At 54.6% G+C, this 25805-nt stretch carries 23 protein-coding genes and 1 pseudogene; 12 read left to right on the top strand and 12 right to left on the bottom strand.

Annotated features, from left to right (window positions below; genetic code table 11):
- Positions 1 to 132 precede the first annotated feature (132 nt).
- The 3 genes from kduI (at position 133) to L466_RS16675 (ending at position 3523) form a co-directional block, all read left to right on the top strand.
- Positions 133 to 969 (top strand): 5-dehydro-4-deoxy-D-glucuronate isomerase, encoded by an 837-nt coding sequence (kduI, locus tag L466_RS16685; protein WP_032680355.1) that lies wholly within the window; start codon positions 133 to 135, stop codon positions 967 to 969.
- 63 nt (positions 970 to 1032) lie between these two features.
- Entirely contained in the window at positions 1033 to 1794 is a 762-nt protein-coding gene (kduD, locus tag L466_RS16680) for a 2-dehydro-3-deoxy-D-gluconate 5-dehydrogenase KduD (protein WP_032680357.1), read from the top strand.
- A gap of 295 nt (positions 1795 to 2089) precedes the next feature.
- On the top strand, positions 2090 to 3523 hold the full coding sequence (locus L466_RS16675; RefSeq protein ID WP_223862521.1) for an arabinose-proton symporter AraE: 1434 nt from the start codon (positions 2090 to 2092) through the stop codon (positions 3521 to 3523).
- 38 nt (positions 3524 to 3561) lie between these two features.
- Here L466_RS16675 and L466_RS16670 read toward each other — a convergent pair whose 3' ends face one another.
- Genes L466_RS16670 through L466_RS16655 form a run of 4 tightly spaced genes read right to left on the bottom strand, consistent with a single transcriptional unit; the run spans position 3562 to position 7788 of the window.
- Positions 3562 to 4848, bottom strand: coding sequence for an ABC transporter substrate-binding protein (locus L466_RS16670; protein ID WP_032680360.1), 1287 nt, complete (start codon positions 4846 to 4848; stop codon positions 3562 to 3564).
- Between the two features lie 14 nt (positions 4849 to 4862).
- Complete coding sequence (locus L466_RS16665; RefSeq protein ID WP_032680361.1) at positions 4863 to 5990, bottom strand: ABC transporter ATP-binding protein; 1128 nt, start codon at positions 5988 to 5990, stop codon at positions 4863 to 4865.
- Between the two features lie 12 nt (positions 5991 to 6002).
- The gene (locus tag L466_RS16660; protein WP_025203331.1) at positions 6003 to 6905 is read right to left on the bottom strand and encodes a carbohydrate ABC transporter permease; all 903 of its coding nucleotides are present in this window, start codon (positions 6903 to 6905) and stop codon (positions 6003 to 6005) included.
- Entirely contained in the window at positions 6898 to 7788 is an 891-nt protein-coding gene (locus L466_RS16655) for a carbohydrate ABC transporter permease (protein WP_014171468.1), read from the bottom strand. The genes L466_RS16660 and L466_RS16655 overlap by 8 nt, the downstream gene beginning before the upstream one ends.
- A gap of 540 nt (positions 7789 to 8328) precedes the next feature.
- Between L466_RS16655 and wzz(fepE) the strand changes: the two genes are divergently transcribed.
- Positions 8329 to 9453, top strand: a complete 1125-nt coding sequence (gene wzz(fepE), locus L466_RS16650; RefSeq protein WP_032670189.1) for an LPS O-antigen length regulator Wzz(fepE) — start codon at positions 8329 to 8331, stop codon at positions 9451 to 9453.
- A gap of 41 nt (positions 9454 to 9494) precedes the next feature.
- Here the strand turns inward: wzz(fepE) and L466_RS16645 are convergent, their stop codons facing one another.
- Complete coding sequence (locus tag L466_RS16645) at positions 9495 to 9818, bottom strand: cupin domain-containing protein (protein WP_020883766.1); 324 nt, start codon at positions 9816 to 9818, stop codon at positions 9495 to 9497.
- A 136-nt stretch (positions 9819 to 9954) separates the two neighbouring features.
- Here L466_RS16645 and L466_RS16640 point away from each other — a divergent pair, with 136 nt between their 5' ends.
- Positions 9955 to 10647, top strand: coding sequence for an aspartate/glutamate racemase (locus L466_RS16640; RefSeq protein WP_032678900.1), 693 nt, complete (start codon positions 9955 to 9957; stop codon positions 10645 to 10647).
- On the opposite strand, the gene L466_RS16635 is transcribed toward L466_RS16640, so the two are convergent.
- Positions 10642 to 11565: a LysR family transcriptional regulator gene (locus tag L466_RS16635; protein WP_014171464.1), complete on the bottom strand. Its 924-nt coding sequence runs from the start codon at positions 11563 to 11565 to the stop codon at positions 10642 to 10644. The genes L466_RS16640 and L466_RS16635 overlap by 6 nt on opposite strands.
- A gap of 122 nt (positions 11566 to 11687) precedes the next feature.
- On the opposite strand from L466_RS16635, the gene lysA reads away from it, so the two are divergent.
- Positions 11688 to 12950: a diaminopimelate decarboxylase gene (gene lysA, locus L466_RS16630; protein ID WP_032680362.1), complete on the top strand. Its 1263-nt coding sequence runs from the start codon at positions 11688 to 11690 to the stop codon at positions 12948 to 12950.
- Here the strand turns inward: lysA and L466_RS16625 are convergent.
- Positions 12920 to 13957, bottom strand: a complete 1038-nt coding sequence (locus L466_RS16625) for a LacI family DNA-binding transcriptional regulator (protein ID WP_032678896.1) — start codon at positions 13955 to 13957, stop codon at positions 12920 to 12922. The genes lysA and L466_RS16625 overlap by 31 nt on opposite strands.
- Positions 13958 to 14257: 300 nt before the next feature.
- On the opposite strand from L466_RS16625, the gene L466_RS16620 reads away from it, so the two are divergent.
- The 4 genes from L466_RS16620 (at position 14258) to L466_RS16605 (ending at position 18355) form a co-directional block, all read left to right on the top strand.
- Positions 14258 to 15583: a PTS sugar transporter subunit IIC gene (locus L466_RS16620; RefSeq protein ID WP_020883770.1), complete on the top strand. Its 1326-nt coding sequence runs from the start codon at positions 14258 to 14260 to the stop codon at positions 15581 to 15583.
- A gap of 7 nt (positions 15584 to 15590) precedes the next feature.
- Complete coding sequence (locus L466_RS16615) at positions 15591 to 17018, top strand: glycoside hydrolase family 1 protein (RefSeq protein ID WP_032681948.1); 1428 nt, start codon at positions 15591 to 15593, stop codon at positions 17016 to 17018.
- Between the two features lie 90 nt (positions 17019 to 17108).
- Positions 17109 to 17882 (top strand): GntR family transcriptional regulator, encoded by a 774-nt coding sequence (locus L466_RS16610; RefSeq protein ID WP_014171459.1) that lies wholly within the window; start codon positions 17109 to 17111, stop codon positions 17880 to 17882.
- Positions 17879 to 18355 (top strand): GNAT family N-acetyltransferase, encoded by a 477-nt coding sequence (locus L466_RS16605; protein WP_032680363.1) that lies wholly within the window; start codon positions 17879 to 17881, stop codon positions 18353 to 18355. The genes L466_RS16610 and L466_RS16605 overlap by 4 nt, the downstream gene beginning before the upstream one ends.
- Here L466_RS16605 and galR read toward each other — a convergent pair.
- Positions 18316 to 19332: an HTH-type transcriptional regulator GalR gene (gene galR, locus L466_RS16600; protein ID WP_020883772.1), complete on the bottom strand. Its 1017-nt coding sequence runs from the start codon at positions 19330 to 19332 to the stop codon at positions 18316 to 18318. The two genes, L466_RS16605 and galR, sit on opposite strands and share 40 nt — an antisense overlap.
- A 424-nt stretch (positions 19333 to 19756) precedes the next feature.
- Here galR and aas point away from each other — a divergent pair, with 424 nt between their 5' ends.
- Positions 19757 to 21916, top strand: a complete 2160-nt coding sequence (aas, locus tag L466_RS16595) for a bifunctional acyl-ACP--phospholipid O-acyltransferase/long-chain-fatty-acid--ACP ligase (protein ID WP_032680364.1) — start codon at positions 19757 to 19759, stop codon at positions 21914 to 21916.
- The gene (gene lplT / locus L466_RS16590; RefSeq protein ID WP_032680365.1) at positions 21909 to 23102 is read left to right on the top strand and encodes a lysophospholipid transporter LplT; all 1194 of its coding nucleotides are present in this window, start codon (positions 21909 to 21911) and stop codon (positions 23100 to 23102) included. The genes aas and lplT overlap by 8 nt, the downstream gene beginning before the upstream one ends.
- Before the next feature lie 78 nt (positions 23103 to 23180).
- Here the strand turns inward: lplT and L466_RS16585 are convergent, their stop codons facing one another.
- The 4 genes and pseudogenes from L466_RS16585 to L466_RS23910 form a co-directional block, all read right to left on the bottom strand.
- Complete coding sequence (locus tag L466_RS16585) at positions 23181 to 24221, bottom strand: NADP(H)-dependent aldo-keto reductase (RefSeq protein WP_032680366.1); 1041 nt, start codon at positions 24219 to 24221, stop codon at positions 23181 to 23183.
- Positions 24222 to 24353: 132 nt separating this feature from the next.
- A complete protein-coding gene (locus tag L466_RS16580; RefSeq protein WP_020883776.1) occupies positions 24354 to 24572 on the bottom strand; it encodes a YgdI/YgdR family lipoprotein in 219 nt (72 codons plus the stop codon).
- Positions 24573 to 24700: 128 nt separating this feature from the next.
- A complete protein-coding gene (gene mutH, locus L466_RS16575) occupies positions 24701 to 25393 on the bottom strand; it encodes a DNA mismatch repair endonuclease MutH (RefSeq protein ID WP_032678891.1) in 693 nt (230 codons plus the stop codon).
- A 154-nt stretch (positions 25394 to 25547) separates the two neighbouring features.
- A pseudogene (locus tag L466_RS23910) lies at positions 25548 to 25613 on the bottom strand (hypothetical protein); the annotation flags it as partial.
- Positions 25614 to 25805: the final 192 nt, after the last annotated feature.

Raw genomic sequence — 25805 nt, forward strand, 5'->3', positions numbered from 1 at the left:
AGAAAAAATGAAACGTTGTTTTAAATGTAATTGAAAACCCCCTTCTCTGGGGCTAGACTGTGCTCATCATGAAAACGGAACGTCGTTTCGTTAATTTTCTGCCTGCGGGCACGATCATTTCTGGAGGTTACGGTGGACGTCAGACAAAGCATCCACAGTGCGCACGCCAAAACGCTGGATACTCAGGGGCTGCGCAATGAGTTTTTAGTCGAGCAGGTGTTCGAGGCCGATAAGTACACCATGGTCTACAGCCATATCGACCGTATTATCATTGGCGGGATTATGCCGGTGACGCAGACCGTCTCCGTGGGCGGTGAAGTGGGTAAACAGCTTGGTGTGAGCTATTTCCTTGAGCGTCGCGAGCTGGGCGTGATTAACATCGGGGGCCCCGGCACCATTACCGTAGACGGACAGTGCTATGAGATAGGTCATCGCGACGCGTTGTATGTCGGTAAAGGGGCGAAAGAGGTCGTGTTCGCCAGCATCGACAGCGGTAAACCGGCGAAGTTTTACTACAACTGTGCGCCCGCACATACCCCGTATCCCACCAAAAAAGTGACCCCGGCGGATGTCGCCCCGGTGACGCTGGGTGACAACCTCACCAGCAACCGTCGCACCATCAATAAATACTTTGTTCCGGATGTGCTGGAAACCTGCCAGCTCAGCATGGGGCTGACCGAGCTTGCTCCGGGCAACCTGTGGAACACCATGCCGTGCCATACCCACGAGCGCCGTATGGAAGTGTATTTCTACTTCAACATGGACGAGGACGCCTGCGTGTTCCACATGATGGGGCAACCGCAGGAAACGCGCCATATCGTGATGCATAACGAGCAGGCGGTGATTTCGCCGAGCTGGTCTATTCATTCGGGCGTAGGCACGAAAGCGTACACCTTCATCTGGGGTATGGTCGGTGAAAACCAGGTCTTTGATGACATGGACCACGTCGCGGTTAACGATCTGCGCTAGCCGCAGGCAGTTAAGCATAAACCTGCCTGTTGGTGACAGGCGCTGAAAGATTAAGGAACAAACATGATTCTGGATGCATTTTCTCTGCAGGGTAAAGTGGCTGTGGTGTCCGGTTGTGACACCGGACTGGGCCAGGGTATGGCGTTAGGGCTGGCGGAAGCGGGCTGCCATATCGTCGGGATTAACATTGTTGAGCCTACTGAAACCATCGAGCGCGTCACCGCGCTGGGTCGTCGTTTTCTGAGCCTGACCGCCGATCTGCGTAAAATTGACGCCATCCCTGAACTGCTGGATCGCGCGGTGGCGGAATTCGGCCATATCGACATTCTGGTGAACAATGCCGGACTGATTCGCCGTGAAGACGCGATTAATTTCAGCGAGCGCGACTGGGACGACGTGATGAACCTGAACATTAAGAGCGTGTTCTTTATGTCCCAGGCGGCGGCGAAACACTTTATTGCCCAGGGGAAAGGCGGCAAGATCATTAATATCGCCTCTATGCTCTCCTTCCAGGGCGGTATCCGCGTGCCGTCTTATACCGCATCCAAGAGCGCGGTGATGGGCGTTACCCGTCTGCTGGCAAACGAGTGGGCGAAGCACAACATCAACGTCAACGCGATTGCGCCGGGGTACATGGCGACGAATAATACTCAGCAGTTGCGTGCTGACGAACAGCGTAGCGCGGAAATCCTCGACCGTATCCCGGCGGGCCGCTGGGGCCTTCCGGACGATCTTAAGGGGCCGATCGTGTTCCTGGCCTCTCCGGCATCCGATTACATCAACGGCTATACCGTGGCGGTCGATGGCGGCTGGCTGGCGCGTTAATTGCGTATTCCGTCTTAAACCTCTGCCGGTGGGTGGAGGTTTTTTTTGCTCAAAAATTGCCATTATCCATATGGCTCAAGACGAAAAATCCATACTAAAAAATCATAAATGATATGCATCACAGTTTTATTGCTTAAAAATTAAATGATTAATAAAAACTGGCGGTAATTCATCGTTAGTTGAAATTGTAATGTCCATCACAGATCGCTATGCCACAGCGAAATAATCCATATCTTCGCGAATTACGGCCTGACACTTTTCCGCGCTATCTCGTAATTTCAGTTAACGAATTTCGCTGTTCAGGCAGGAAAATATGACATCTATAAATGACTCTACCCTTATGCCCGCCGCGTTGCGTGATACCCGACGCATGAATCAGTTTGTCTCCATCGCGGCTGCAGTGGCCGGTTTACTGTTCGGTCTGGATATTGGCGTGATCGCCGGGGCGCTGCCCTTTATCACCGATCACTTTACGTTGAGTAACCGCCTGCAGGAGTGGGTGGTCAGCAGCATGATGCTGGGTGCGGCCATCGGCGCGCTGTTTAACGGCTGGCTTTCGTTCCGCCTCGGGCGAAAATACAGCCTGATGGTGGGGGCGATTCTGTTTGTCGCCGGCTCTATTGGGTCAGCATTTGCCACGAACGTGGAAATGCTGCTGCTCTCCCGCGTGCTGCTCGGCGTGGCGGTGGGGATTGCCTCTTACACTGCGCCGTTGTACCTCTCCGAAATGGCGAGCGAGAACGTGCGCGGCAAGATGATCAGTATGTACCAGCTGATGGTGACGCTGGGCATCGTGCTGGCGTTTCTGTCTGACACTTATTTCAGCTACAGCGGCAACTGGCGTGCGATGCTGGGCGTGCTGGCGCTCCCGGCGCTGGTGCTGATTGTTCTGGTGGTTTTCCTGCCAAACAGTCCGCGCTGGCTGGCGCAAAAGGGCCGTCATGTGGAAGCGGAAGAGGTGCTGCGGATGCTGCGTGATACCTCAGAAAAAGCACGTGAAGAGCTGAATGAGATCCGCGAAAGCCTGAAGCTGAAGCAGGGGGGCTGGGCGCTGTTTAAGATCAACCGCAACGTACGTCGCGCGGTGTTCCTCGGCATGTTGCTGCAGGCGATGCAGCAGTTCACCGGGATGAACATCATCATGTACTACGCGCCACGTATCTTCAAAATGGCGGGGTTCACCACCACGGAACAACAAATGGTTGCCACGCTGGTGGTGGGGCTGACCTTTATGTTCGCCACCTTTATCGCGGTGTTCACCGTGGATAAAGCCGGACGTAAACCGGCACTCAAGATTGGCTTTAGCGTCATGGCGCTCGGTACGCTGATCCTTGGCTACTGCCTGATGCAGTTTGATAACGGCACGGCCTCAAGCGGTCTTTCCTGGCTCTCTGTTGGCATGACCATGATGTGTATTGCCGGATATGCGATGAGCGCTGCGCCGGTCGTGTGGATCCTGTGTTCCGAAATTCAGCCGCTCAAATGCCGTGACTTTGGCATCACCTGTTCCACGACCACCAACTGGGTGTCGAACATGATCATCGGCGCGACCTTCCTGACGCTGCTGGATTCAATTGGCGCGGCAGGAACCTTCTGGCTCTATACGGTTCTCAACGTCGCGTTTATCGGGGTCACGTTCTGGCTGATCCCTGAAACCAAAGGCGTCACGCTGGAGCATATCGAGCGCAGGCTGATGTCCGGCGAGAAGCTGCGTAATATTGGCGTGTAATCTGTTGCCGGGTGGCGAAGAGGCCACCCGGCTTTTCGTTAGCGCATCGCGCGTTTCAGAATACGTTCAGCCTGACGCTGGAAGTCAGCGGCGGTCTCTTCCACGGATTTCTGTCCATAATCGATGTACTGCAGAGAGGTGCCGAACTGGGCCACAATCTGCGGATCGTCAAAGTAAGGTGACACGGAAAGTTTGGCCGGCAGAGACTGCGCCAGACGCAGCCCCGCAACCGACGGATCGCTCTCTTTGATGGTGCCGTCTTCGGTCAGGAACTGCACCGCGGCTTTACTCAGCGGCACGCCACGCTCCAGACCCAGCGTATCTACTCCCTCTTTGCTGTTCAGCAGGAAGTTAATCAGTTTCGCCGCCGCTTCCGGGTTTTTGGTGGATTTACCAATCGAGAGCATCTGCGCCGGTTTGAAGAAAAGGCCCGCATCGGTTGCGCCCGGCAGCATCGGGTAACTGCCCAGCACCAGTTTTGCCGGTGGCTTCAGGTTGTCGGAATACTTGTTGATGGTGGAGTTCCACATGTAGGTTCCCGCCCATTCCCCCTGGATCCACGGCTTCATCTCATACATGTTGCTCTTACCAAACGACGCATAGTATTTGGTGTCCGGCATGACGTGGCTATCCACCAGCGTTTTGTAGGTCTGGAAGAATTCCACCCACTGCGCTTTGCTGTAGGCGAACTTCTTGGTTTTCTCGTCCACGGCAGGGATGTTGTACTTCTGAATCATGTACGAGTTCAGCAACGCCAGCGTGTCCTGATGCTCCAGCACGACCGGGTAGTACTGCTTGCCGAGTTTACTCTCGAAGGTTTTACCCGCCGCCATCAGCTCGTCCCAGGTTTTCGGGTATGCAATACCGGCTTTTTTCCAGGTCTCGTCGTTGAAGTAGAACACGCGTGCGGTGACGGAGATCGGAATGCCGTTCAGCTTGCCGTTGATGGTGGTGGACTGAAGTTCTTTGGGATCGAACTGGGTCAGGTCGATCACGTCTTTCATTTTGTTCAGGTCGTAGAACCCGTCGCCGGTTTTCGAGAAGATTGGCAGCCAGTTCCAGTTGGTCTGCATCACATCCGGCTCGGTGCCGCCCGCAATTTGGGTGGTCAGGCGGGAGAGGTGCCCATCCCAGCCGGTGTACTCTGCTTTAACGTTGATATCCGGGTTCTGATTATGGAATTCCTCCAGCGCTTTCAACGTCACCTGATGGCGGCCATTACCGCCCCACCAGGACATGCGTAATTCGACATCTTGCGCCATCGATGGCAAAGCGGTAAGGCCCAGCGTCGCGGAGATTGCTGCGCTTAAAAGCACTTTTTTCATTTTTATAAACTCCATCAGAGAGAGAGGTTCTGTTCAGTTTTTGCGTCAAAAATATGACATTTATTCATATCAAATTTGAAATACACCTTGCGATGAAGGCCTTTATCAATCATTGGCTTAGCTTCATCGGATGGAATTCTGGCGGTCAGTTCGTAGTCCGCAACCTTCAGATAGACGAAGAATTCGTGGCCCATGTTTTCCACGCGAACCATTTCGCCACTGCAGCCCCCGTCAACGAATGGTGCGTCGGAGAGGGAAACGAATTCCGGACGTACGCCGTAGTAAATGGCCTGCCCGGCATAAGCGGAGACTTTCTCCTGCATCCCGGCGTTCAGCGGCATGGTTTCATTGCCGATGGCGATGTGCAGTTTCCCGGCGCTTTCCACCAGCAGGCTTTGACGAATGTTCATCTCCGGCGCGCCGATAAAGCCTGCCACGAACATGTTTTTCGGCTTGTGGTAGAGGTTGTCCGGGGTATCAACCTGCATGATGTGGCCGAGCTTCATCACGCAGATGCGGTCGCCCATGGTCATCGCTTCGGTCTGGTCGTGGGTGACGTAGACGGTGGTCGCCGGTTTACCGGATTTCTTCAACTGCTTGTGCAGATCGGAAATACGAATGCGCATTGAGGCGCGTAGTTTGGCGTCGAGGTTTGACAGCGGTTCGTCGAACAGGAATACATCCGGCTTTTTCACAATCGCACGGCCTACCGCCACGCGCTGTGCCTGGCCGCCGGAAAGCTGGCGTGGCAGGCGGTCGAGTAACTCTTCCAGCTCAAGGATTTTGGCCGCTTCGTTGACCTGAGATTCAATCTGATCTTTTGGCAGTTTGCTCAGCTTCAGACCAAAGGCCAGGTTTTCGCGCACCGTCATGTGGGGATAGAGCGCGTAGTTCTGGAACACCATCGCAATCCCGCGCTCTTTTGGCGCGAGGTTGTTCACAATCTTATCGCCGATGCGGACTTCACCCCCGCTGATGGTTTCCAGGCCGGCCAGCATGCGCAGGGTGGTGGATTTGGCGCAGCCGGAGGGGCCGACGATCACCATGAACTCTCCTTCAGCGATTTTCAGGTCAATGGCATGTACCGCTTTAAAGCCGTTGGAGTAGACCTTTTCCAGTTTGTTGAAGATAACTTCAGCCATAATATTTCCCTCTTAACCTTTAATTCCGCTGCTGGTGACGCCCTGGACGAAGTAGCGCTGTGCCAGGAAGAAGACAATGATGGATGGCAGAATGGAGATGCTCGCCATTGCCAGAATTTCGTTCCACGGCGCCCCTTCGGTGACGTCGATGGACATTTTCAGCGCCAGTGCTATCGGGTATTTATCCACGCTGTAGACATAAATCAGCGGCCCGATAAAGTCGTTCATTGACCACATGAACTGGAACAGGGCGACGGAGATAATGGCCGGTTTCAGGATCGGCACCACCACGTACCACAGCACCTGAAGCGAGTTACAGCCGTCAATTTGCGCCGCCTCCTCCATGTCACGCGGCACGCCGCGCAGGAACTGGATAAGCATGAAGACGAAGAACCCCTGGGTGGCGAAGGCCAGCGGCAGGTACAGCGGCATATAGCTATTGAGCATGCCCATTTCACGGAACATCAGGTACTGCGGGATCAGCAGCACGGTGCTGGGGAGCAGCATGGTGGTGATGAGGGTGGCGAACCAGAATTTCTTCCACGGGATTTCAAAGCGCGCAAAGCCGTACGCCACGATGGTGGAGGAGATAATGGTCAGGATCACTTTCGGGATCACATACTTAAAGGTGTTCAGCATGTAATGGCCGAAGTTGTATTCGGTACCGGTTTTCCAGCCATTCACAAAACCGTCCCAGGTCGCATGGGCAGGCCACAGGCTGAGAGTGGTGAAAATCTCGTGGTTCGGTTTGAACGACGCCGAGAACATCCACACCAGCGGATAAAGCATCAGCAGGCCGACAAACAGCAGGATCACGTAGCGCACAGCGGCGTTAATTTTCTCTCTGCGCAGCGTGCGGGCGACTTCACGCTCGGCAATCGTCCTCGCCGTGGAAAGTTGTTGGATATCAGCCATTTTTGCCTCCTTTATCGGCGGAGTAGAACACCCAATATTTCGATGACTTAAAGGCGATACCGGCAAAAATGGCCACCACCAGGAACAGGATCCACGCCAGTGCTGCGCCGTAACCCATGTCAAAGTATTTAAACGCGGTGTCGTAGATGTAGAGTGAGAACAGGTAAGTGGAATACGTTGGCCCGCCGCCGGTAATGACATACGGTCCAGTAAATTCCTGGAACGCTTGGGTGGTCTGCATAATGAAGTTGAAGAAAATCACCGGCGTGATCAGCGGCACGGTCACTTTCGTGAACATCTGCCATTTGGATGCCCCATCGATCATCGCCGCTTCATACTGCGACTGCGGTACGTTTTGCAGCGCGGCCAGGAAGATGACCATCGCGGAACCGAACTGCCAGACGCGCAGCAGGGTGACCGACATCAGGGCCAGCGAGGGCTCACCCAGCCAGTTCACCGGGTCAAAACCAAATACGCCAATAAAGCTGTTCAGCAGACCATCAATGGCAAAGAGCGCGCGCCACAAAACAGCAATGGCCACGGAGCTGCCGAGGATCGACGGAATATAGTAGGCGGTACGGAAGAATCCAATACCGCGTAATTTAAAGTTCAGAACAAACGCAATCCCTAATGCAAAGGCGAGCTTCAGGGGGATAGTCAGAAATACATACGCAAACGTCACTCCCATTGATGTCCAGAAGAGCGTGTCTTCCGTAAACATGTAGCGATAATTTTCAATGCCGTTAAATACCGGCGGGCTCATCAGGTCATAATCCGTAAAACTCAGGAAAAACGATGAGACGAAGGGGAAAGCCGTAAAGAGTATCAACCCAATGATGTAGGGTGATATCCACGCGAGCCCCAGCAGCTTGTTTTCATTCATACTTACCTACCTGGTAATCAATGGTTTAAAACGGAATCTGCATCTGTAACAACCTTTCAGGCTGTCGAAACCGAGCCTGAACGGCGATGTTCTGGGTAATACGTGTCACGGTTACTTCATTTAACTTTGTTTTATAAGACTTTTTTCTATTTCATCGTTGAGCCAAACGCCTGGGTTTCAATACGGTAGAACTCGTGTTCCTGGATAATAAAACGCCGTTTTATTTTATATTATTGCTATTTGTTTCTGCGTCATTCGCTTAATAGCGGAAATGTGATCAAAGTCGAAACGGTGTTTCAATAAGGTGATGAGGATGGCATTTTTGCGCTATTTCAGGCGTTCAAAGAAGAGAGAGGAGGTCGGGCGGAAAGAACCGGATGATTAATAAAGACAATACCGTGGAGAAACTAACTACTAATTCTGATAGCAGGTCTACAGCTGGATCATTCTTTCGTTCAGATAATTCTTACTTTCTTGTATCATCGGACCACTGTAACCAATCAGGCAGAAATGGTCTGCACCCTCAAAAGAAGAATGGCTATGTCAGCAATGGATTTCAAAAAAAATACGGATCTCGACTTCCCCCATTACGCGGCCCCGGCAGTCAGTTCCAAAGAAATTGACCTTCTGGGACTGTTAGAAGTTCTTCTGGCGGCAAAAAAACGTATCGTCGTGATTGCCTTCGCATTCGCACTGGTTGGACTGGCCATCGCGTTCTTACTGCCACAAAAATGGACCAGTAAAGCGGTGATCACACCGGCGGAACAGACGCAGTGGAACCCGCTGCGCCAGATGATGGTGGCCCTGCAGGTGCTCGACGTGGACGTGAAAATTACCCGTCCGGACGTGTTTAACCAGTTTATTAAAAAGTTCCAGTCGCAGTCGTTGCTTGAGGAGTACATGAAATCCTCACCTTACGTGATGGCACAGCTGGAAGGCACTGACGTGGATCCGCTTGAGCTGCATCGTGCGGTGGTCAATATCTCCGAAAAGATGAAAGCGGTAGATAACACCCTGGCAAAAGACGCGGATAAAGCGCCGTACGTCTCGTGGACATTGAGCTTCACCGCGCCGACGGCGGGGGATGCGCAAACGGTTCTTAAAGGTTACGTGGATTACATCTCGCAGATTGTTGAGCAGGAAACCATGGAGAATATCCGTAACCAGATCACCCTGAAAACCAAAGTGGTGGAGCAACAGCTGGAGCTGGATCGGGTACGTCTGACGAATGTGCACAACACCAATCTGCAGCGTCTTAACTATTCTCTGGAAGTGGCCAACGCGGCGGGTATCAAAAAGCCGGTCTACAGCAACGGTCAGGCGGTTAAAGACGATCCGGATTACTCCGTCGCGCTCGGTGCCGACGGTATCGCGCAAAAACTGCAGATTGAAAAAAATCTCAAGGACATCGCTGAGCTGAACGCAGACTTCCAGAACCGGGAATACTACCTGGCGCAGCTGAAAAAGCTGTCTGTCGAAGACGTCAAACTTGAACCGTTCAAGTATCAGCTCTCTCCATCCATGCCGGTGAAAAAAGACGGTCCGGGCAAAGCCCTGATTGTGATCCTGGCGGGACTGCTGGGCGGGCTGTTTGCCTGTGGCAGCGTATTACTGCGTGAGGCCATGCTCAGCCGCAATCCTCTGGTCGAGCCTGTAACGGAATAAAAAACGCAGACGAGAAGGGCGCTGTCATCAGCGCCCTTTTTTTATTTCAAAAAATCCTCACGTACCGGCGTGAAGGTATCCAGCAGCGTGCCGGGTTTAAGACACACGCAGCCGTGCATCACATGTGGCTTTTTGTAGAGGGTATCCCCGGCCGTCACCACATGTTTTTCATCTCCAATCGTGAACTCAAACTCGCCGGACAGCACATAGGTTAACTGTTCATGAGGATGGTTATGCAGTGGGCCTGTCGCGCCCTGTTCAAAATTCACCTCCACCGCCATCATTTTACCGCCATGGGCAAGAATACGGCGCGTCACGCCGTTCCCCAGATCGTCAAGCGTGGTCTCGTTGTGGAAAATAAACATATCGTCACCCCGGAGTGTATTAAAACAATGTTTCATTTAATTTATATCATCATGGGTTAAAAAGAAACGACGTGACAAAGAACTGGAAACACGATCACAAGTTTGCTTCACTGGGACAAACACATAAGGAGGGATGATGAAAACGATCGGCCTGTTAGGGGGGATGAGCTGGGAATCGACAATCCCCTATTACCGCCTGATTAATGAAGGGGTGAAGCAACGTCTGGGGGGCCTGCATTCTGCCAGCCTGCTGCTGCACAGCGTAGATTTCCATGAAATCGAAGCCTGCCAGTCGAGCGGTGAATGGGATAAAGCCGGTGAAATACTGGCCGAGGCCGCGCTGGGGCTGGAGCGTGCGGGAGCAGAGGGGATTTTGCTCTGTACCAACACCATGCATAAAGTCGCGTCCCATATCGAAGCGCGCTGTTCGCTGCCCTTCCTGCACATTGCTGATGCAACCGGGCGGGCTATCACCGCAACCGGATTACGTCGTGTGGCGCTGCTGGGAACGCGCTACACCATGGAGCAGGATTTTTACCGCGGTCGGTTGAGCAGCCAGTTTGGCATTGAAAGCCTGATCCCGGATGAGGCAGACCGGGCCCGCATCAACCAGATTATCTTTGATGAACTCTGCCTCGGCACCTTTAGCGAATCATCCCGGGCATATTACGTCAGCGTGATTGAAAAACTCGCGCAGCAGGGGGCGGAAGGGGTGATCTTTGGCTGTACGGAAATCGGTTTACTGGTGCCGGTTGAGCAAAGCCCGATTCCGGTCTTCGATACCGCCGCGATTCATGCCGCCGATGCCGTGGAGTTTATGCTGTCATAAACTTTGCCGATCGGATAAACGAAGCGCCACCTGACGGGCATGGGCTATCAGGTGCTCCGTAAACGCCTCCACCAGCGCTGAGACCGGGCGATGGAGGGGGCGGATCAGGCTCACGGTGAACGGGACTGACAGGCTAAACGGGCGGATGACAATATCGCGCCCGGCGTAATCCAGCGCCGTCAGTGGATTCACCACCGAAACGCCCACCCCGGCGCGCACCATGGCGCAAATGGAGGCCGCACTGTGGGTCTCGACCACCATCCTGCGCTTCACCTGATGCTCGGCAAAAAGTGAATCCAGCAGCTGCCGGTAGCTGTCGGTTTGTGACAGGCTAATGTAGTTTTCACCGTGAAAATCCGCTGGCGTCAGAATCTGCTTGCGGGCAAGCGGGTGCCCGGCTGGCAGCACGCACACCTCATCTAAAGAGAGCAGTTCCGTGCGTTCCGTTCCCGCGGGCGTAGAGAGGGTTTCGGTCAGGCCTAAATCATGGCGCTGTGCGGAGAGCCACTCCTCGAGCAGCGGTGACTCCTGCGGGACAATCGTGAGATTCACCTCCGGATATCGGGCCAGAAAAGGCTGGAGCAGCGTCGGCAAAAAAGACTGTGAAAAGACGGGCAGGCAGACAATCGATAGCTCGCCCTGCCGAAACTCGCGCAGGCTTTCCGCCGCACTGACAATGCGGTCCAGCCCGTACCATGAGCGCTGCACTTCCTCGAACAGGCGCAGCCCCTGTACCGTCGGGTGAAGCCTTCCCCGGGTGCGTTCGAACAGCTTCAGTCCCAGCACTTTCTCGAATCGCGCCAGCTCGCGGCTGACCGTTGGCTGCGAGGTATGGAGCATCTGCGCAGCCTCGGTGAGGTTGCCCGTGGTCATCACGGCGTGAAAAATCTCGATATGGCGTAAATTGACGGCGGGCATAGGTCACCTGAATACAAAGAACTGTCCATATCATTTTTGCATAGACTCGCGATAAAACGATATTTTTTATTCTCTTCCTGCTGTGGCGTAATCATAAAAAAATATCACCCCGGAGAAAGACCATGCCACGCCCGCTTAACCAGACTGATACTGATTTGAATGCCGAAAACCTGCTACGCCTGCCTGCCGAGTTTGGCTGTCCGGTGTGGGTCTACGACGCGCAGATTGTTCGCGAGAAGATTGCTGCCCTGCATCAGTTTGACGTGGTGCGTTTTGCCCAGAAGGCGTGCTCCAATATCCACATTCTGCGTCTGATGCGTGAGCAGGGTGTGAAGGTCGACTCCGTCTCCCTGGGGGAGATTGAGCGCGCGCTGGCGGCCGGGTTTGATCCGAAAACCGATCCTGACGCGATTGTGTTTACCGCCGATGTGATCGACGACGCCACGCTTGCTCGCGTCCATGAGCTACAGGTGCCGGTAAACGCCGGGTCCGTGGATATGCTGGAACAGCTTGGGCAGGTTTCTCCGGGCCACCGCGTCTGGCTGCGCGTGAACCCTGGCTTTGGTCACGGTCATAGCCAAAAAACCAATACCGGCGGCGAAAACAGCAAGCACGGTATCTGGTATGCCGATATGCCCGCTGCCCTGGACGTACTGCAGCGTTACAATCTGAAGCTGGTGGGCATTCATATGCACATCGGCTCCGGTGTGGATTACGCGCACCTTGAGCAGGTTTGTGGCGCAATGGTGCGCCAGGTGATCGAGTCTGGTCAGGATCTGGAGGCGATCTCCGCCGGGGGCGGTCTTTCCATTCCATACCGTGAAGGGGAAGAGGCGATCGATACCGATCACTATTACGGCCTGTGGAGCGCCGCGCGTGACCAGGTCGCCGCGCATCTTGGTCATGCCGTTAAGCTGGAAATTGAGCCGGGTCGTTTCCTGGTGGCTGAATCCGGGGTGTTGGTGGCGCAGGTTCGCAGCGTGAAAGAGATGGGCTCGCGCCACTTTGTGCTGATTGACGCCGGCTTTAACGATCTGATGCGCCCGTCAATGTACGGCAGCTATCACCACATTTCGGCTCTGGCTGCCGATGGCCGCGATTTAACTCACGCGCCGCGTATCGAGACGGTTGTCGCGGGCCCGCTGTGTGAGTCTGGTGATGTCTTTACCCAGCAGGAAGGGGGGAAAGTGGAAACCCGCGCGCTGCCGGAAGTCAAACCAGGCGACTATCTGGTGCTGCACGATACCGGTGCGTACGGGGCGTCAATGTCCTCAAACTACAACAGCCGCCCGCTGCTGCCAGAAGTGTTGTTTGATAACGGCAAGGCGCGGCTGATCCGCCGCCGCCAGACCATTCAGGAGCTGCTGGCGCTGGAACTCGTCTGAGTGAAATACGGCCCCGTCGTGACCGAGTCGCGTAATACCAGCGTACCGGTGAACGGCGGGATCGCGTCGACCGGTTGGTTTTTTGCCAGCCGGATCGCCTGATCGATAGCCGTAACGATCATATTGTCGATAGGCAGATAAACCGACGAGAGCGCTGGCTCCAGCCATTTCGCGCATGGGGCATCGTCAAAGCCAAACAGGGAAATATCCTGTGGGATCCGCAGCCCCGCCTGGTGTAGCGCCTTGGACGCACCCAGCGCCATATCATCGTTACAGGCAAACAGAGCGCTAAACGCTATACCGTCGGCAATCAGCTCTTTGCAGAGCTCATATCCTCGCGTCATTCCCGCATCGCCATACTTAATCCGCCGCTCGTCCAGACGAATGCCGTGCTTTTCCAGCGCTTTACGATAGCCCATCAGCCTCGCTTTACCGGTTGGCGTGTGGATCGGGACGGTGATACAGGCGATCTCCCGGTGGCCCTGGTTGATCAGGTAATCCACGGCCTTAAAGGCGGCATCCTGCTGTTCGAAGAACACGCAGCGATCGGGCGCCTGGCTGACTTCACGGTTGATGACCACCAGCGGGGTTTGCACCGAATGGATCAGCTTCATGATCGCTTTTTCGCTCATGTAGCGGGTGTAAAGCACGATGGCATCGCATTTGCGATCGGCCAGCATTTGTACCGCCTGCTCTTCCTGCTCCGGGGCGTCGTGACCATCCGTGACGATCAGCTGTTTGCCGTGGGTTTCCGTCTGCCGGGAGGCCTGCTGAAGAAGACGACCAAAGTAAAAACCATCAAAGGTAGAGACCACCAGACCAATGCTGTTGCTGGTCTGGTTCGCCAGCGAACGCGCGAGAAAATTTGGGCGGTAGCCCAGCTCTTCCATCGCATTAAACACCTGCTGACGCGTACTCTCTTTAACCTGACCTGTGCCGTTCAGCACGCGCGATACCGTGGCTTTCGACACGCCCGCGCGCAATGAGACATCCAGCATTGTTGCCATTAGACATTCCTGATTCCACGTAACGATCTGCAGTTTAACACAGACCATCCGGTGCATAAGCGATGCGGAAAGGGCAAAACTTCCAGCACGATCACGCTTTTAGGTAACGATCGGTCAGTTCGAAATACCGGGTTTTAAGTGGTATGCCAAAATCGATATAAACCGCATTTTGGAATACCTGTTACGTCGTTGAGAGCTTAATCACAGAACAAAACCAGACATGAAGCTATTTTTGGTATGCCAATAGTATCCGGCTGTACACCTTATCCAATAAAAGCCCTTTTACTGAGGTATTACCCTATGGCATTACAGGAAAAACTGATCGACGCTCTGGGCAGTTTTGCCACAAAATTCAACAGTTATCGCTATATCATGGCGATCAAGTCTGCCTTTATTACCTTAATGCCGGTCATCATCGTTGGGGCATTCTCTGTCTTGATCTCCAATATGGTACTGGATCCGAAAAATGGCCTGGCGAGCTTCCAGTCCCTCTCTTTTCTCGCCACGCTAAAACCCATCACCAGCGCGCTCAATTACGCCACCCTGAATTTCCTTAACATTGGCGCGGTGTTCTTAATCGGCATCGAACTGGGCCGCATCAACGGGATCAAATCCTTATTCCCTGGCCTGCTGGCGGTGATCTGCTTTATCTGCGTGACGCCGACCACCGTCGAGATGCTGGTGGATGGTGAAATGCACGTGGTGAAAGACGTGCTGCTGCGTCAGTTCTCTGATACCCGCAGCCTGTTCCTCGGCATGTTTATCGCGATTCTGTCGGTAGAAATTTACTGCTGGCTGGAAAACCGCAAGGGGCTGAAGATCAGGATGCCGGACACCGTACCGCCAAACGTGGCGGCATCGTTCTCCGCGCTGATCCCGGCGATCATCACCACTACCGCGATTGCCACTTTGGGTTTCGTCTTCCATCAACTCACCGGCATGTATCTCTATGACGCGGTCTATCAGGTGGTGCAACAGCCGCTGGAGCGCGTGGTGCAAAGCCTGCCGGGCATTCTGCTGCTGATGTTTGTCGCACAGCTTTTCTGGGTGATTGGTATTCACGGCAACCAGATGATCAAACCGATCCGCGAGCCGCTGCTGTTAGGCGCCATCACCGTTAATATGAGCGCCTTTGAGCAGGGCAAAGAGGTGCCGAATATCATCACCATGCCGTTCTGGGATGTGTACATGAGCATCGGCGGGTCGGGGCTGACCATCGGCCTGCTGATCGCGGTCATGATTGCCACCAAACGCAAAGAGATGAAAGAGATCGCCAAGCTTTCCATTGGTCCGGGGCTCTTTAATATCAACGAGCCGGTGATCTTCGGCATGCCAATCATGCTTAACCCGATCCTCGCCATTCCTTTCATTATCACGCCGCTGGTGACCGGCTCTATCGGTTACTTTGCCACTGTGACCGGCTTTGCCGGTAAAGCCGTGGTAATGGTGCCGTGGACCACGCCGCCGCTGATCAACGCCTGGCTCTCCACCGCCGGATCGATGGGGGCGGTCATCACTCAGCTTATCTGCATTGTGACTGCCGTCATTATCTACCTGCCGTTTGTGAAGATTGCTTCACGACGTGCCGAACAGGCCGCACTGCAACAGGCGACCGACAATGCATGAGGATGTGATGACGACAAAACAGATAACCATTCCGCAGGATTTCATTCTGGGCGCGGCCGCGTCAGCCTGGCAAACCGAAGGCTGGTGCGGCAAAAAGGCGGGGCAGGATTCGTGGATCGATCTCTGGTACAAAAACGATCGTCACGTCTGGCACAACGGCTATGGCCCGGCGGTGGCGACCGACTTTATCAACCGCTTTCGTGAGGATGTGGCGCTGATGAAGCAGGCGGGGCTGACGCACTACCGAACCTCGATTAACTGGTCACGTTTTTTAACCGACTATGAAAAAGTGACGGTGGACGAGGAGTACGCCGCCTATTACGACGCGTTGTTCGATGAGATGCACCGTCAGGGTATTGAGCCGATGATCTGCCTCGAGCATTACGAGCTGCCGGGCGTGCTGCTTGACACTTACGGCGGCTGGGCTTCAAAGCAGGTTGTCGACCTGTTTGTCCGCTATGCGGAAAAAGTCTTTGAACGCTACCACGGTAAAGTCACCCGCTGGTTTACCTTCAATGAACCGATCGTGGTACAGACCCGCGTTTATCTCGATGCGCTGCGCTGGCCCTACGAGCAGAATACCGGTAAATGGATGCAGTGGAACCACCATAAGGTTCTGGCGACGGCAAAGGTTGTACAGCTGTTTCGCGCCAAAGGGTACCCTGGCTCGGTTGGCTGTATTCTCAACCCCGAAGTCACCTATCCTCGCTCGTGCGCGCCGCACGATGTTAACGCCGCAGAGAAGTACGATCTGTTCTATAACCGCGTATTTCTCGATCCGCTGGTGCACGGGCGCTACCCGCCAGAACTGTTTACGCTGCTGGAACAGCATCAGGTGGCGTGGGACTACACCGCAGAAGAGCTGGAATTGATTGCGCAGAACACCGTCGATGAGTTGGGGATAAACCTCTATTACCCGCATCGGGTGAAAGCGCCGTCTCGTGCCTGGCACCCGGAGACACCGTTCCACCCGGCGTACTACTACGAACCGTTCGAACTGCCAGGACGGCGAATGAATAAATCCCGCGGCTGGGAAATCTACCCCCGCATTATCTACGATATGGCGATGCGGATAAAAAATGACTACCGCAACATCGACTGGTTCGTGGCGGAGAGCGGGATGGGCGTGGAGAACGAAGCGCAGTTTCGCAACAGTGACGGGGTCATTGACGACGAGTACCGCATTGCGTTCATTCGCGAGCACCTCTATTACACGCTGCTGGCGCGGGAGGAGGGGGCAAACTGTCATGGCTATATGCTGTGGGCCTTCACGGACAACGTATCGCCGATGAACGCCTTCAAAAATCGCTACGGGCTGATTGAGATCGATCTCGATAACAATCGCGCCAGGCGGGCGAAAAGGTCGGCGAGCTGGTTCCGGCAGCTGCGCGATGCGCGCGCGCTCACGCTCCCGGTCGATGATGAATGGAAGTAAGCGAAAACCATGCTGGTTCTGGTAAAATAGCGCACAAACTGGCCGGGAGGACGCCCGGCCTGCGCATTAACTGAAAAAACAGGTGAAAACGTGGATAAGGCTGTCATCCTGCCGGAAAAAAAACAGTACCAGGAAATTGGCGAGGATTTACGGGCGCAAATTATCCAGGGGCACTATCCCGTAGGTTCCCGTCTGCCGCCCGAGCGAAATATTGCTGAGAAGTACGGCGTAAGCCGTACCATCGTGCGTGAGGCATTGCTGATGCTGGAGCTGCAGGGCACGGTGGATATCCGCCAGGGGTCTGGCGTTTATGTGATGCGCATTCCTGAAGAACACGAAAACGAAGAAGAACGTTTTCTGAACAGCGACGTCGGCCCCTTTGAGATCCTGCAGGCGCGCCAGCTCCTCGAAAGCAACATCGCCGCGTTTGCTGCCAAAATGGCGACACGCGCAGACATCGACAATCTGCGCCGTATTATTGAGCAGGAGCAGCGCGCCATTGCCGCCAACGATAACAGCCAGGACAACAATAAAATGTTTCACCTGGTGCTGGCGGGGGCAACGCAAAACCAGATGCTGCTGGCAACGGTAGAGAGTATCTGGCACCACATGGACAGCAGCCCGCTGTGGCAGCAATTCAATGGGCATATCGCCAGCCGTGCATACCGCCTGAAATGGCTGGGCGACAGGCAAACTATCCTCGCGGCGCTTCGTCGTCGTGACGTGATGGGCGCCTGGCAGGCGATGTTCCAGCATCTGGAAAATGTGAAAAAGAGTTTACTTGAACTCTCCGATGAAGATGCGCCGGATTTTGACGGTTATCTTTTTGAATCTGTGCCCGTGTTTCAGGGGAAGCTGGTGTGACTATTCTGCCTCTCTATGCCGCGCCTCAGTATGCGGAACAGGTAACTGACTGGATCTGGCAGGCGTTCGGTGACGGGCTTACGCGGGCGTTTTTCCAGAGCATCATTGAACATAGCCAGACGCCGGGCGCGTTACCGTTGACCTTTATTGCTCTGGAGGGCGAACAGCTTCTGGGTACGGTCGGGATCTGGCGCTGCGATTTAATCACCCGACAGGATCTTTGTCCGTGGCTGGCTGCGCTGTACGTTGATGAAGCGGCGCGTGGTAACGGACTGGCGGGAAAACTGCAGCAGCATGTTATCGCCTATGCCGCACAGGCCGGGTATCACGAACTGCATCTGTGGTCTGCCTGCCGCGGCTTCTACGAACGTTACGGCTGGCAGTACATTGGCGATGCGCTCGAATACCCGAACAAAACGGTACATCTGTATCGCTATTCCTCTCCCGCTTCTGCTGGCGAACCTACAGAGTGACGGCGGACTAAGGTGGGGCTGAACAGGTGGGTGATATCCGGTGGCTGGCGTTGTTCGGCCAGCGCCAGTGCCAGCTCCGCAGCCTGCGTTGCCATTGTGATAATCGGGTAACGTACCGTGGTCAGGCGGGGACGCACGTAGCGGGACACCAGCACATCATCAAAGCCAATGAGTGAAATTTCTCCCGGCACTTCGATTCCGTTGTCATTTAACACCCCCATTGCCCCGGCGGCCATCGAGTCGTTATAGCTGGCAACCGCCGTGAAATTCCGTCCACGCCCCAGCAGCTCTGTCATTGCCTGTTCGCCGCCACTCTCATCTGGCTCGCCGTAGGCCACCAGCCGGTCATTACACGGCAAACCGTTTTCGCGCAGGGCATCGTAGTAGCCCTGCAGGCGATCTTCGGCATCGGAAATCGGGTGATTGGAGCAGAGATAACCAATGCGGGTATGGCCCTGCTGAATCAAATGGCGGGTAGCAAGCCAGGCGCCGTAGCGGTCGTCGAGTGCCACGCAGCGTTTCTCAAAACCGGGAATAATTCGATTGATGATCACCATGCCGGGGATCTGCTTCATCAGATGAATGAGTTCAGCATCGGGGATCATTTTGGCGTGAACAACCAGCGCAGCGCAGCGGTGGCGCATCAGCTGTTCGATAGCCTGGCGTTCTTTTTGTTCGTTGTGATAGCCATTGCCGATCAGCAGAAAATTGCCGGTCTGATAAGAAACCTGTTCAACCGCTTTTACCATGGCGCCGAAAAACGGGTCAGACACATCGCCCACCACCAGTCCGATGGTTTCAGTAGACTGTTGGGCAAGGGCGCGGGCGTTGGCATTCGGATGGTAATTCAATGATTCCATGGCGTTTTGCACCGCCTGGCGTGATGCGTCACTGGCTTTAGGGGAGTCGTTAATCACGCGCGAGACGGTCGCCACGGAAACACCAGCCAGACGGGCCACATCCTTTATTGTCGCCATTACATACCTTCTTAGTGGGGGTAAGCGTTTACACACGAAATAGTGTTGCGGAAAAGCGCCGTGCATTCAAGGGGCGCGGGGGTTCGCCCTCCACAAACGTGACGCAGCACAACCCTGGCCGTGTAATCGTTACACGGGCAGTCATGTCTGAATAATGTCAATCTGAACCTTTAGTTACACTTTGCCTCAGGCTGTTGCGATTGTCCGATGGCGAGGATGAGGGGGAGATTGATAGAGTCGAGATCCCAGAGGTATTGATTGGTGAGAATTCTTAGTACGGTTTCGTACTCTTCTCTTGCACCAACCTGCGCGGATGCGCAGGTTTTTTTTCGCCTCAACTTTGCAGTCGCTCCCGTATCACTTCTCGTGTAATCTGCCACCATTTACTATCAACCCTTCACACTGGCTGGCAAAGGGAGTTGAGATGCTTTTTGGGTTCTTCCGTACACTCTTCCGTATTCTCTTCCGCATTCGCGTCACTGGCGATGCTCAGGCGCTTCGCGGCGAACGCGTTCTTATCACACCAAACCATGTTTCCTTTATCGACGGCATTCTGCTGGCGCTATTTCTGCCCGTGCGTCCGGTGTTTGCGGTTTATACCTCCATCAGCCAGCAGTGGTACATGCGCTGGCTCACGCCGCTGATTGATTTTGTGCCGCTCGACCCGACCAAACCGATGATGATTAAACATCTGGTGCGTCTGGTAGAGCAGGGGCGTCCGGTGGTTATTTTCCCGGAAGGGCGCATCTCGGTGACCGGTTCACTGATGAAAATCTACGACGGCGCCGGGTTTGTCGCGGCGAAGTCAAAAGCAACCGTGGTGCCACTGCGTATTGAAGGGGCGGAGCGCTCCTATTTCAGCCGTCTGAAAGGGCTGGTAAAGCAGCGCATGTTCCCAAAAATTACGTTGCATATCCTGCCGCCAACGTCGTTACCGATGCCTGACGCACCCCGTGCACGCGATCGCCGTAAAATTGCCGGGGAGATGCTGCACCAGATTATGATGGAAGCGCGTATGGCGGTCCGCCCGCGCGAGACGCTGTATGAATCCCTGCTGTCGGCACAGCACCGCTACGGCGCGAAGAAAAACTGCATCGAAGACATCAACTTTACCCCGGATACCTATCGCAAGCTGCTGACCAAAACATTGTTCGTGGGCCGTATTCTTGAGAAGTACAGTCAGCAGGGCGAAAAGATTGGCCTGATGCTGCCCAACGCAGGCATCAGTGCGGCGGTGATTTTTGGTGCCGTTTCCCGTGGCCGTATTCCGGCGATGATGAACTACACGGCGGGCGTGAAAGGGCTGACCAGTGCCATCACGGCAGCGCAAATCAAAACCGTCTTTACCTCCCGCCAGTTCCTCGACAAAGGCAAACTGTGGCATCTTCCTGAACAGCTTACCCAGGTACGCTGGGTCTTCCTGGAAGATCTTAAAGCGGACGTGACGACAGGCGACAAACTGTGGATTTTTGCTCATCTGCTGATGCCGCGTCTGGCCCAGGTGAAACAGCAGCCGGAAGACGACGCGATTATCCTCTTCACCTCTGGCTCTGAAGGCAACCCGAAAGGCGTCGTCCACAGTCACAAGAGTATTCTGGCGAACGTTGAGCAGATCAAAAGCATTGCCGACTTTACCGCGAAAGACCGGTTTATGTCAGCGCTGCCGCTGTTCCACTCTTTTGGTCTGACGGTGGGGCTTTTCACGCCGCTGCTGACCGGTGCCGAAGTCTTCCTTTATCCAAGCCCGTTGCATTACCGCATTGTGCCGGAGCTGGTGTATGACCGTAACTGTACCGTGTTGTTTGGAACCTCAACCTTCCTCGGGAACTACGCGCGTTTCGCCAATCCGTATGACTTCTTCCGCGTGCGCTACGTGGTTGCTGGCGCGGAAAAACTGCAGGAGAGCACGCGACAGATCTGGCAGGACAAATTTGGTCTGCGCATCCTCGAGGGGTATGGCGTGACAGAGTGTGCGCCGGTGGTCTCTATCAACGTGCCAATGGCGGCGAAGCCGGGGACAGTAGGCCGAATTCTGCCTGGGCTGGATGCTCGTCTGCTGGCGGTGCCTGGTATTGAAGACGGCGGCCGTCTGCAGCTGAAAGGGCCAAACGTGATGAACGGCTATCTGCGCGTGGAAAACCCCGGTGTGCTGGAAGCACCGACCGCAGAAAACGTTAATGGCGAGATTGAAACGGGCTGGTACGACACCGGCGATATTGTACGTTTCGATGAGCAAGGCTTTGTGCAGATCCAGGGGCGTGCAAAACGCTTTGCCAAGATTGCGGGTGAAATGGTCTCTCTTGAGATGGTTGAACAGCTGGCATCGGGCGTCTCCGCCGACAAGATGCATGCCACGGTTGTGAAGAGTGATGCAAGTAAAGGCGAGGCGCTGGTGCTGTTCACCACCGACAGCGAGCTTAAGCGCGACCAGTTACTGAGCTATGCCCGCGAGCACGGCATCCCGGAGCTGGCGGTACCTCGTGATATTCGCTACCTGAAACAGCTTCCGGTGCTCGGCAGCGGTAAGCCCGACTTCGTGACCCTCAAGGGCATGGTTGAACAGGCGGAACAACATAATGCGTGAGTCAGTACACACTAACACCTCTCTGCGCTCAAAAGGCATGATGGCGGTGATTGCCGCCCAGTTCCTTTCCGCCTTTGGCGATAACGCGCTGCTTTTTGCCACGCTGGCACTGCTCAAGGCTGAGTTTTACCCCGACTGGAGTCAGCCGGTTCTGCAGATGGTGTTTGTGGGCGCTTACATTATCTTTGCACCGTTTGTCGGACAGGTTGCGGACAGCTTCCCGAAAGGCCGGGTAATGATGTTTGCCAACGGCCTGAAATTGCTGGGAGCCGCCAGCATTTGTTTTGGTTTCAATCCGTTTATTGGCTATACGCTGGTCGGCATTGGCGCGGCAGCCTACTCCCCGGCGAAGTATGGCATCCTCGGGGAGCTGACCACCGGTGATAAGCTGGTGAAAGCCAATGGGCTGATGGAGTCCTCCACCATTGCGGCAATCCTGCTTGGCTCCGTCGCAGGCGGTGTCCTCGCTGACTGGCACGTGCTGGCGGCTCTCGGCGTGTGTGCCGTGGTGTACGGTGGCGCGGTAGTCGCTAACCTGTTTATTCCGAAACTGCCGGTGGCGCGTCCGGGGCAATCGTGGCGCTTTAAGCCGATGACCGGCAGCTTCTTCGATGCCTGCCGCGTGCTGTGGCGTAACGGTGAAACACGATTCTCTTTGATGGGCACCAGTATGTTCTGGGGCGCCGGCGTTACGCTGCGCTTCCTGCTGGTATTGTGGGTGCCGGTGGCGCTGGGGATCACGGACAACGCGACGCCAACCTACCTTAATGCGATGGTGGCGATCGGGATTGTGGTGGGCGCGGGGGCAGCGGCAAAACTGGTGACGCTCGACACCGTTGCTCGCTGCATGCCGGCAGGGATCCTGATTGGCGTTGCGGTGCTTTTTTTCGCGCTGCAACACGCGTTATTGCCAGCCTACGTACTGCTGATCCTGATTGGTATTCTGGGGGGCTTCTTCGTGGTGCCGCTGAATGCGCTATTACAGGAGCGTGGCAAGCAGACGGTCGGGGCGGGCAATGCTATTGCGGTACAAAACCTCGGTGAAAACCTGGCGATGCTGCTGATGCTGGGCCTGTATTCGCTGGCGGTTAAAGCCGGCGCGCCGGTGGTGGGGATTGGCGTCGGGTTCGGTGGACTGTTCGCGCTGGCGATTGCCGGCTTGTGGGTCTGGCAGCGCCGCCGCTGATTCGGATCGTCTTCAGCGCCTTTTCACAAGCGGGTGCAAACATTAAAAACGGCAACAGAGGTTGCCGTTTTGTTTTTTTTACGGTGCCGGATAGGTATAAACCTGATGCACCGCTTCAATCTCCGCCAGCACGTCCTCGCTCAGGTCCAGATGGAAACTCTCAATGTTGGTTTTCAACTGTTCCATCGTCGTTGCGCCCAGTAGGGTGCTGGCCACAAACGGCTGACGGCGTACGAAGGCCAGTGCCATCTGGGCAGGATCGAGCCCGTGACGCTTCGCAATATCAACGTAGGCCGCGACGGCTTTCTGAGTCTGCTCGCCGCTATAGCGGGTAAAGCGGCTGAAGAGCGTATTACGCGCGCCGGCTGGCTTCGCACCGTTCAGGTATTTACCCGTCAGCGTACCAAAGCCCAGGCAGGAATAGGCAAGCAGCTCAACCTCTTCATATTGCGTCACTTCGGCCAGACCCACTTCGTAACTGCGGTTGAGCAGGCTGTAGGGGTTCTGGATGGTGACAATGCGCGGCAGATCGTGTTTATCAGCCAGGTGCAGGTAGCGCATAACGCCAAAAGCCGTTTCGTTAGACACACCGATGTAGCGGATTTTGCCCGCTCGCTGGCATTCGGTCAGCGCTTCCAGCGTTTCAAGCAGCGTAACGGCGGGAGCGCTTTCGTTCCAGCTGTAGCCGAGCTTACCAAAGCAGTTGGTTGGACGCTGCGGCCAGTGTACCTGGTAGAGATCAAGATAATCGGTTTGCAGACGCTTCAGGCTGGCATCCAGCGCGGCACGGATATTCTTGCGATCGAGGATCTGGTTTGGGCGGATCCCGGCATCGCTGTTACGCGCAGGGCCGCTGACTTTCGAGGCGACAACCAGTTTTTCGCGATTGCCGCGTTTTGCCAGCCAGTTGCCGACGTAGGTTTCGGTAAGCCCCTGCGTTTCCGGGCGTGGAGGAACAGGGTACATCTCTGCGACATCAATCAGGTTAATGCCCTGGCTGACGGCATAATCGAGTTGTGCATGGGCATCGGCTTCGCTGTTTTGTTCACCAAATGTCATCGTGCCCAACCCCAGTTGGCTTATCTCCAGAGAGCTGTGGGGGATACGGTGATAATGCATAGCCGGCTTCCTTCAATAGACATGTAGACCGCGTCAGGAACCTCCCGACAAAGGAATATAAACATGGCAGAGGGGAAGCAAAAGGGGAAGAAAAAAATCAAAAAGGCCAGCAAGGTACTGACCTCTCTCTGTTTATCGCTCGATAATTTGCGAGACTTCGTCGCGATTGATCTGCATTTTATTCCCGGACTGATCGCGATAGCTGACCAGGCCGGTGTCATCATCGACTTCCGGCTTGCCGTCTGTCAGGATCATCCGGCCATCTTTTGTCGCCATCACGTAATCGCTGCTACAGCCCGATACTGCAAACGCTAATCCGACTGCTGAAATTAACACTGCCCATTTTTTCATCGTTATCGTCCTCACCTGGCTCGTATCAAATCATAGTGTAGTAATAACCCGATATTTCGACAGGAGGAAGCGGTAAAATCTTAAAAACCAGGTGATTATGTTTGAGAGCTCTCAAAATAAGTAAAAAACTACGTTTTGAGTAAGAAATGGCGAGCAAGGAGCGCCCCGGTAAAGTTCTTTTTGAGATAAAAACCGCGTGGCAATGTCAGTATCGGCTCGCCCCGGGCACCGATTGCTTCCGTGAGCGCTTTACTGTTCGCCGCCTTTGGCCGCAGCTGTAACACCTCTCCGTGTCGGGCGGTGATGCGCTCAACCTGACCGAGGACAATCATATCCATCAGCTCTTCCCAGTCCAGACGCAGCTGATGCTCTTCATCTTCATCCGGACTCCACAACAGCGGTGCGCCAACCCGGCGTTCAGCCAGCGGGATCTGACGTTCTCCTTCTACGGGAACCCAAAGCACGCGCTTCAGTTTATGGCGAACGTGACTGGTTTCCCACGTCACACCGGTATTCCCGGTTAACGGTGCAACGCAGACAAATGTCGTTTCCAGGGGCTTCCCAAGGCTATCGATGGGAATGGTTTTTAACTCTACGCCCAGGGCGGCGAAATCCTGCTCCGGTTTACTCCCTGCGCTTGCACCCAACCACAGCTCCAGCAGCATGCCGATCCAGCCTTTATCCCGCTTCAGATCCTGAGGGATCGGCAGGCCAGCCATTGCCGCCAGCTCGCCAAGCGAAAAGCCAGCCAGACGCTGCGCCTGCTGTAGCAACTGGGTTTCGCTGGACGGCGGTGAAAGCAAGGGTAAAAGCGAATGCATGAAGGTAACCTTTTGATTAAAAAATACACTAAGAAATTGTCCCCTGTGGATAGAGTTTAACTTTTTCTGTACGAATATGCCATGTGTATGATTTATAGGTTTTTTTAGTACGCTAAAAATGGATGGCGAAGGACAAAAATTCGGTTGTTCAATTCTGGTCACTGACAATGAACAGGATCTTACACCATGTTATCCACAGAAAAGTGGGATAACTGGGCATAACCCTGACTACTGTTTCAATTTACAGCCTTGACGTGGGACGAAAATCCAATTTTCAAACAAATTGTGCCTAACTTATTGGCACAATCTGTGGATAAAACCGACGCTGTTCGATCTTTCATCAGCACAACGATCCCTGATGTGATGATCGTCACGCTTAAGCGGTGTGGGTCGGTTTTATGACGATTAACTT

The sequence above is a fragment of the Enterobacter sp. BIDMC 30 genome, from assembly GCF_000534355.1.
GTDB classification, from domain to species: Bacteria; Pseudomonadota; Gammaproteobacteria; order Enterobacterales; family Enterobacteriaceae; genus Enterobacter; species Enterobacter ludwigii.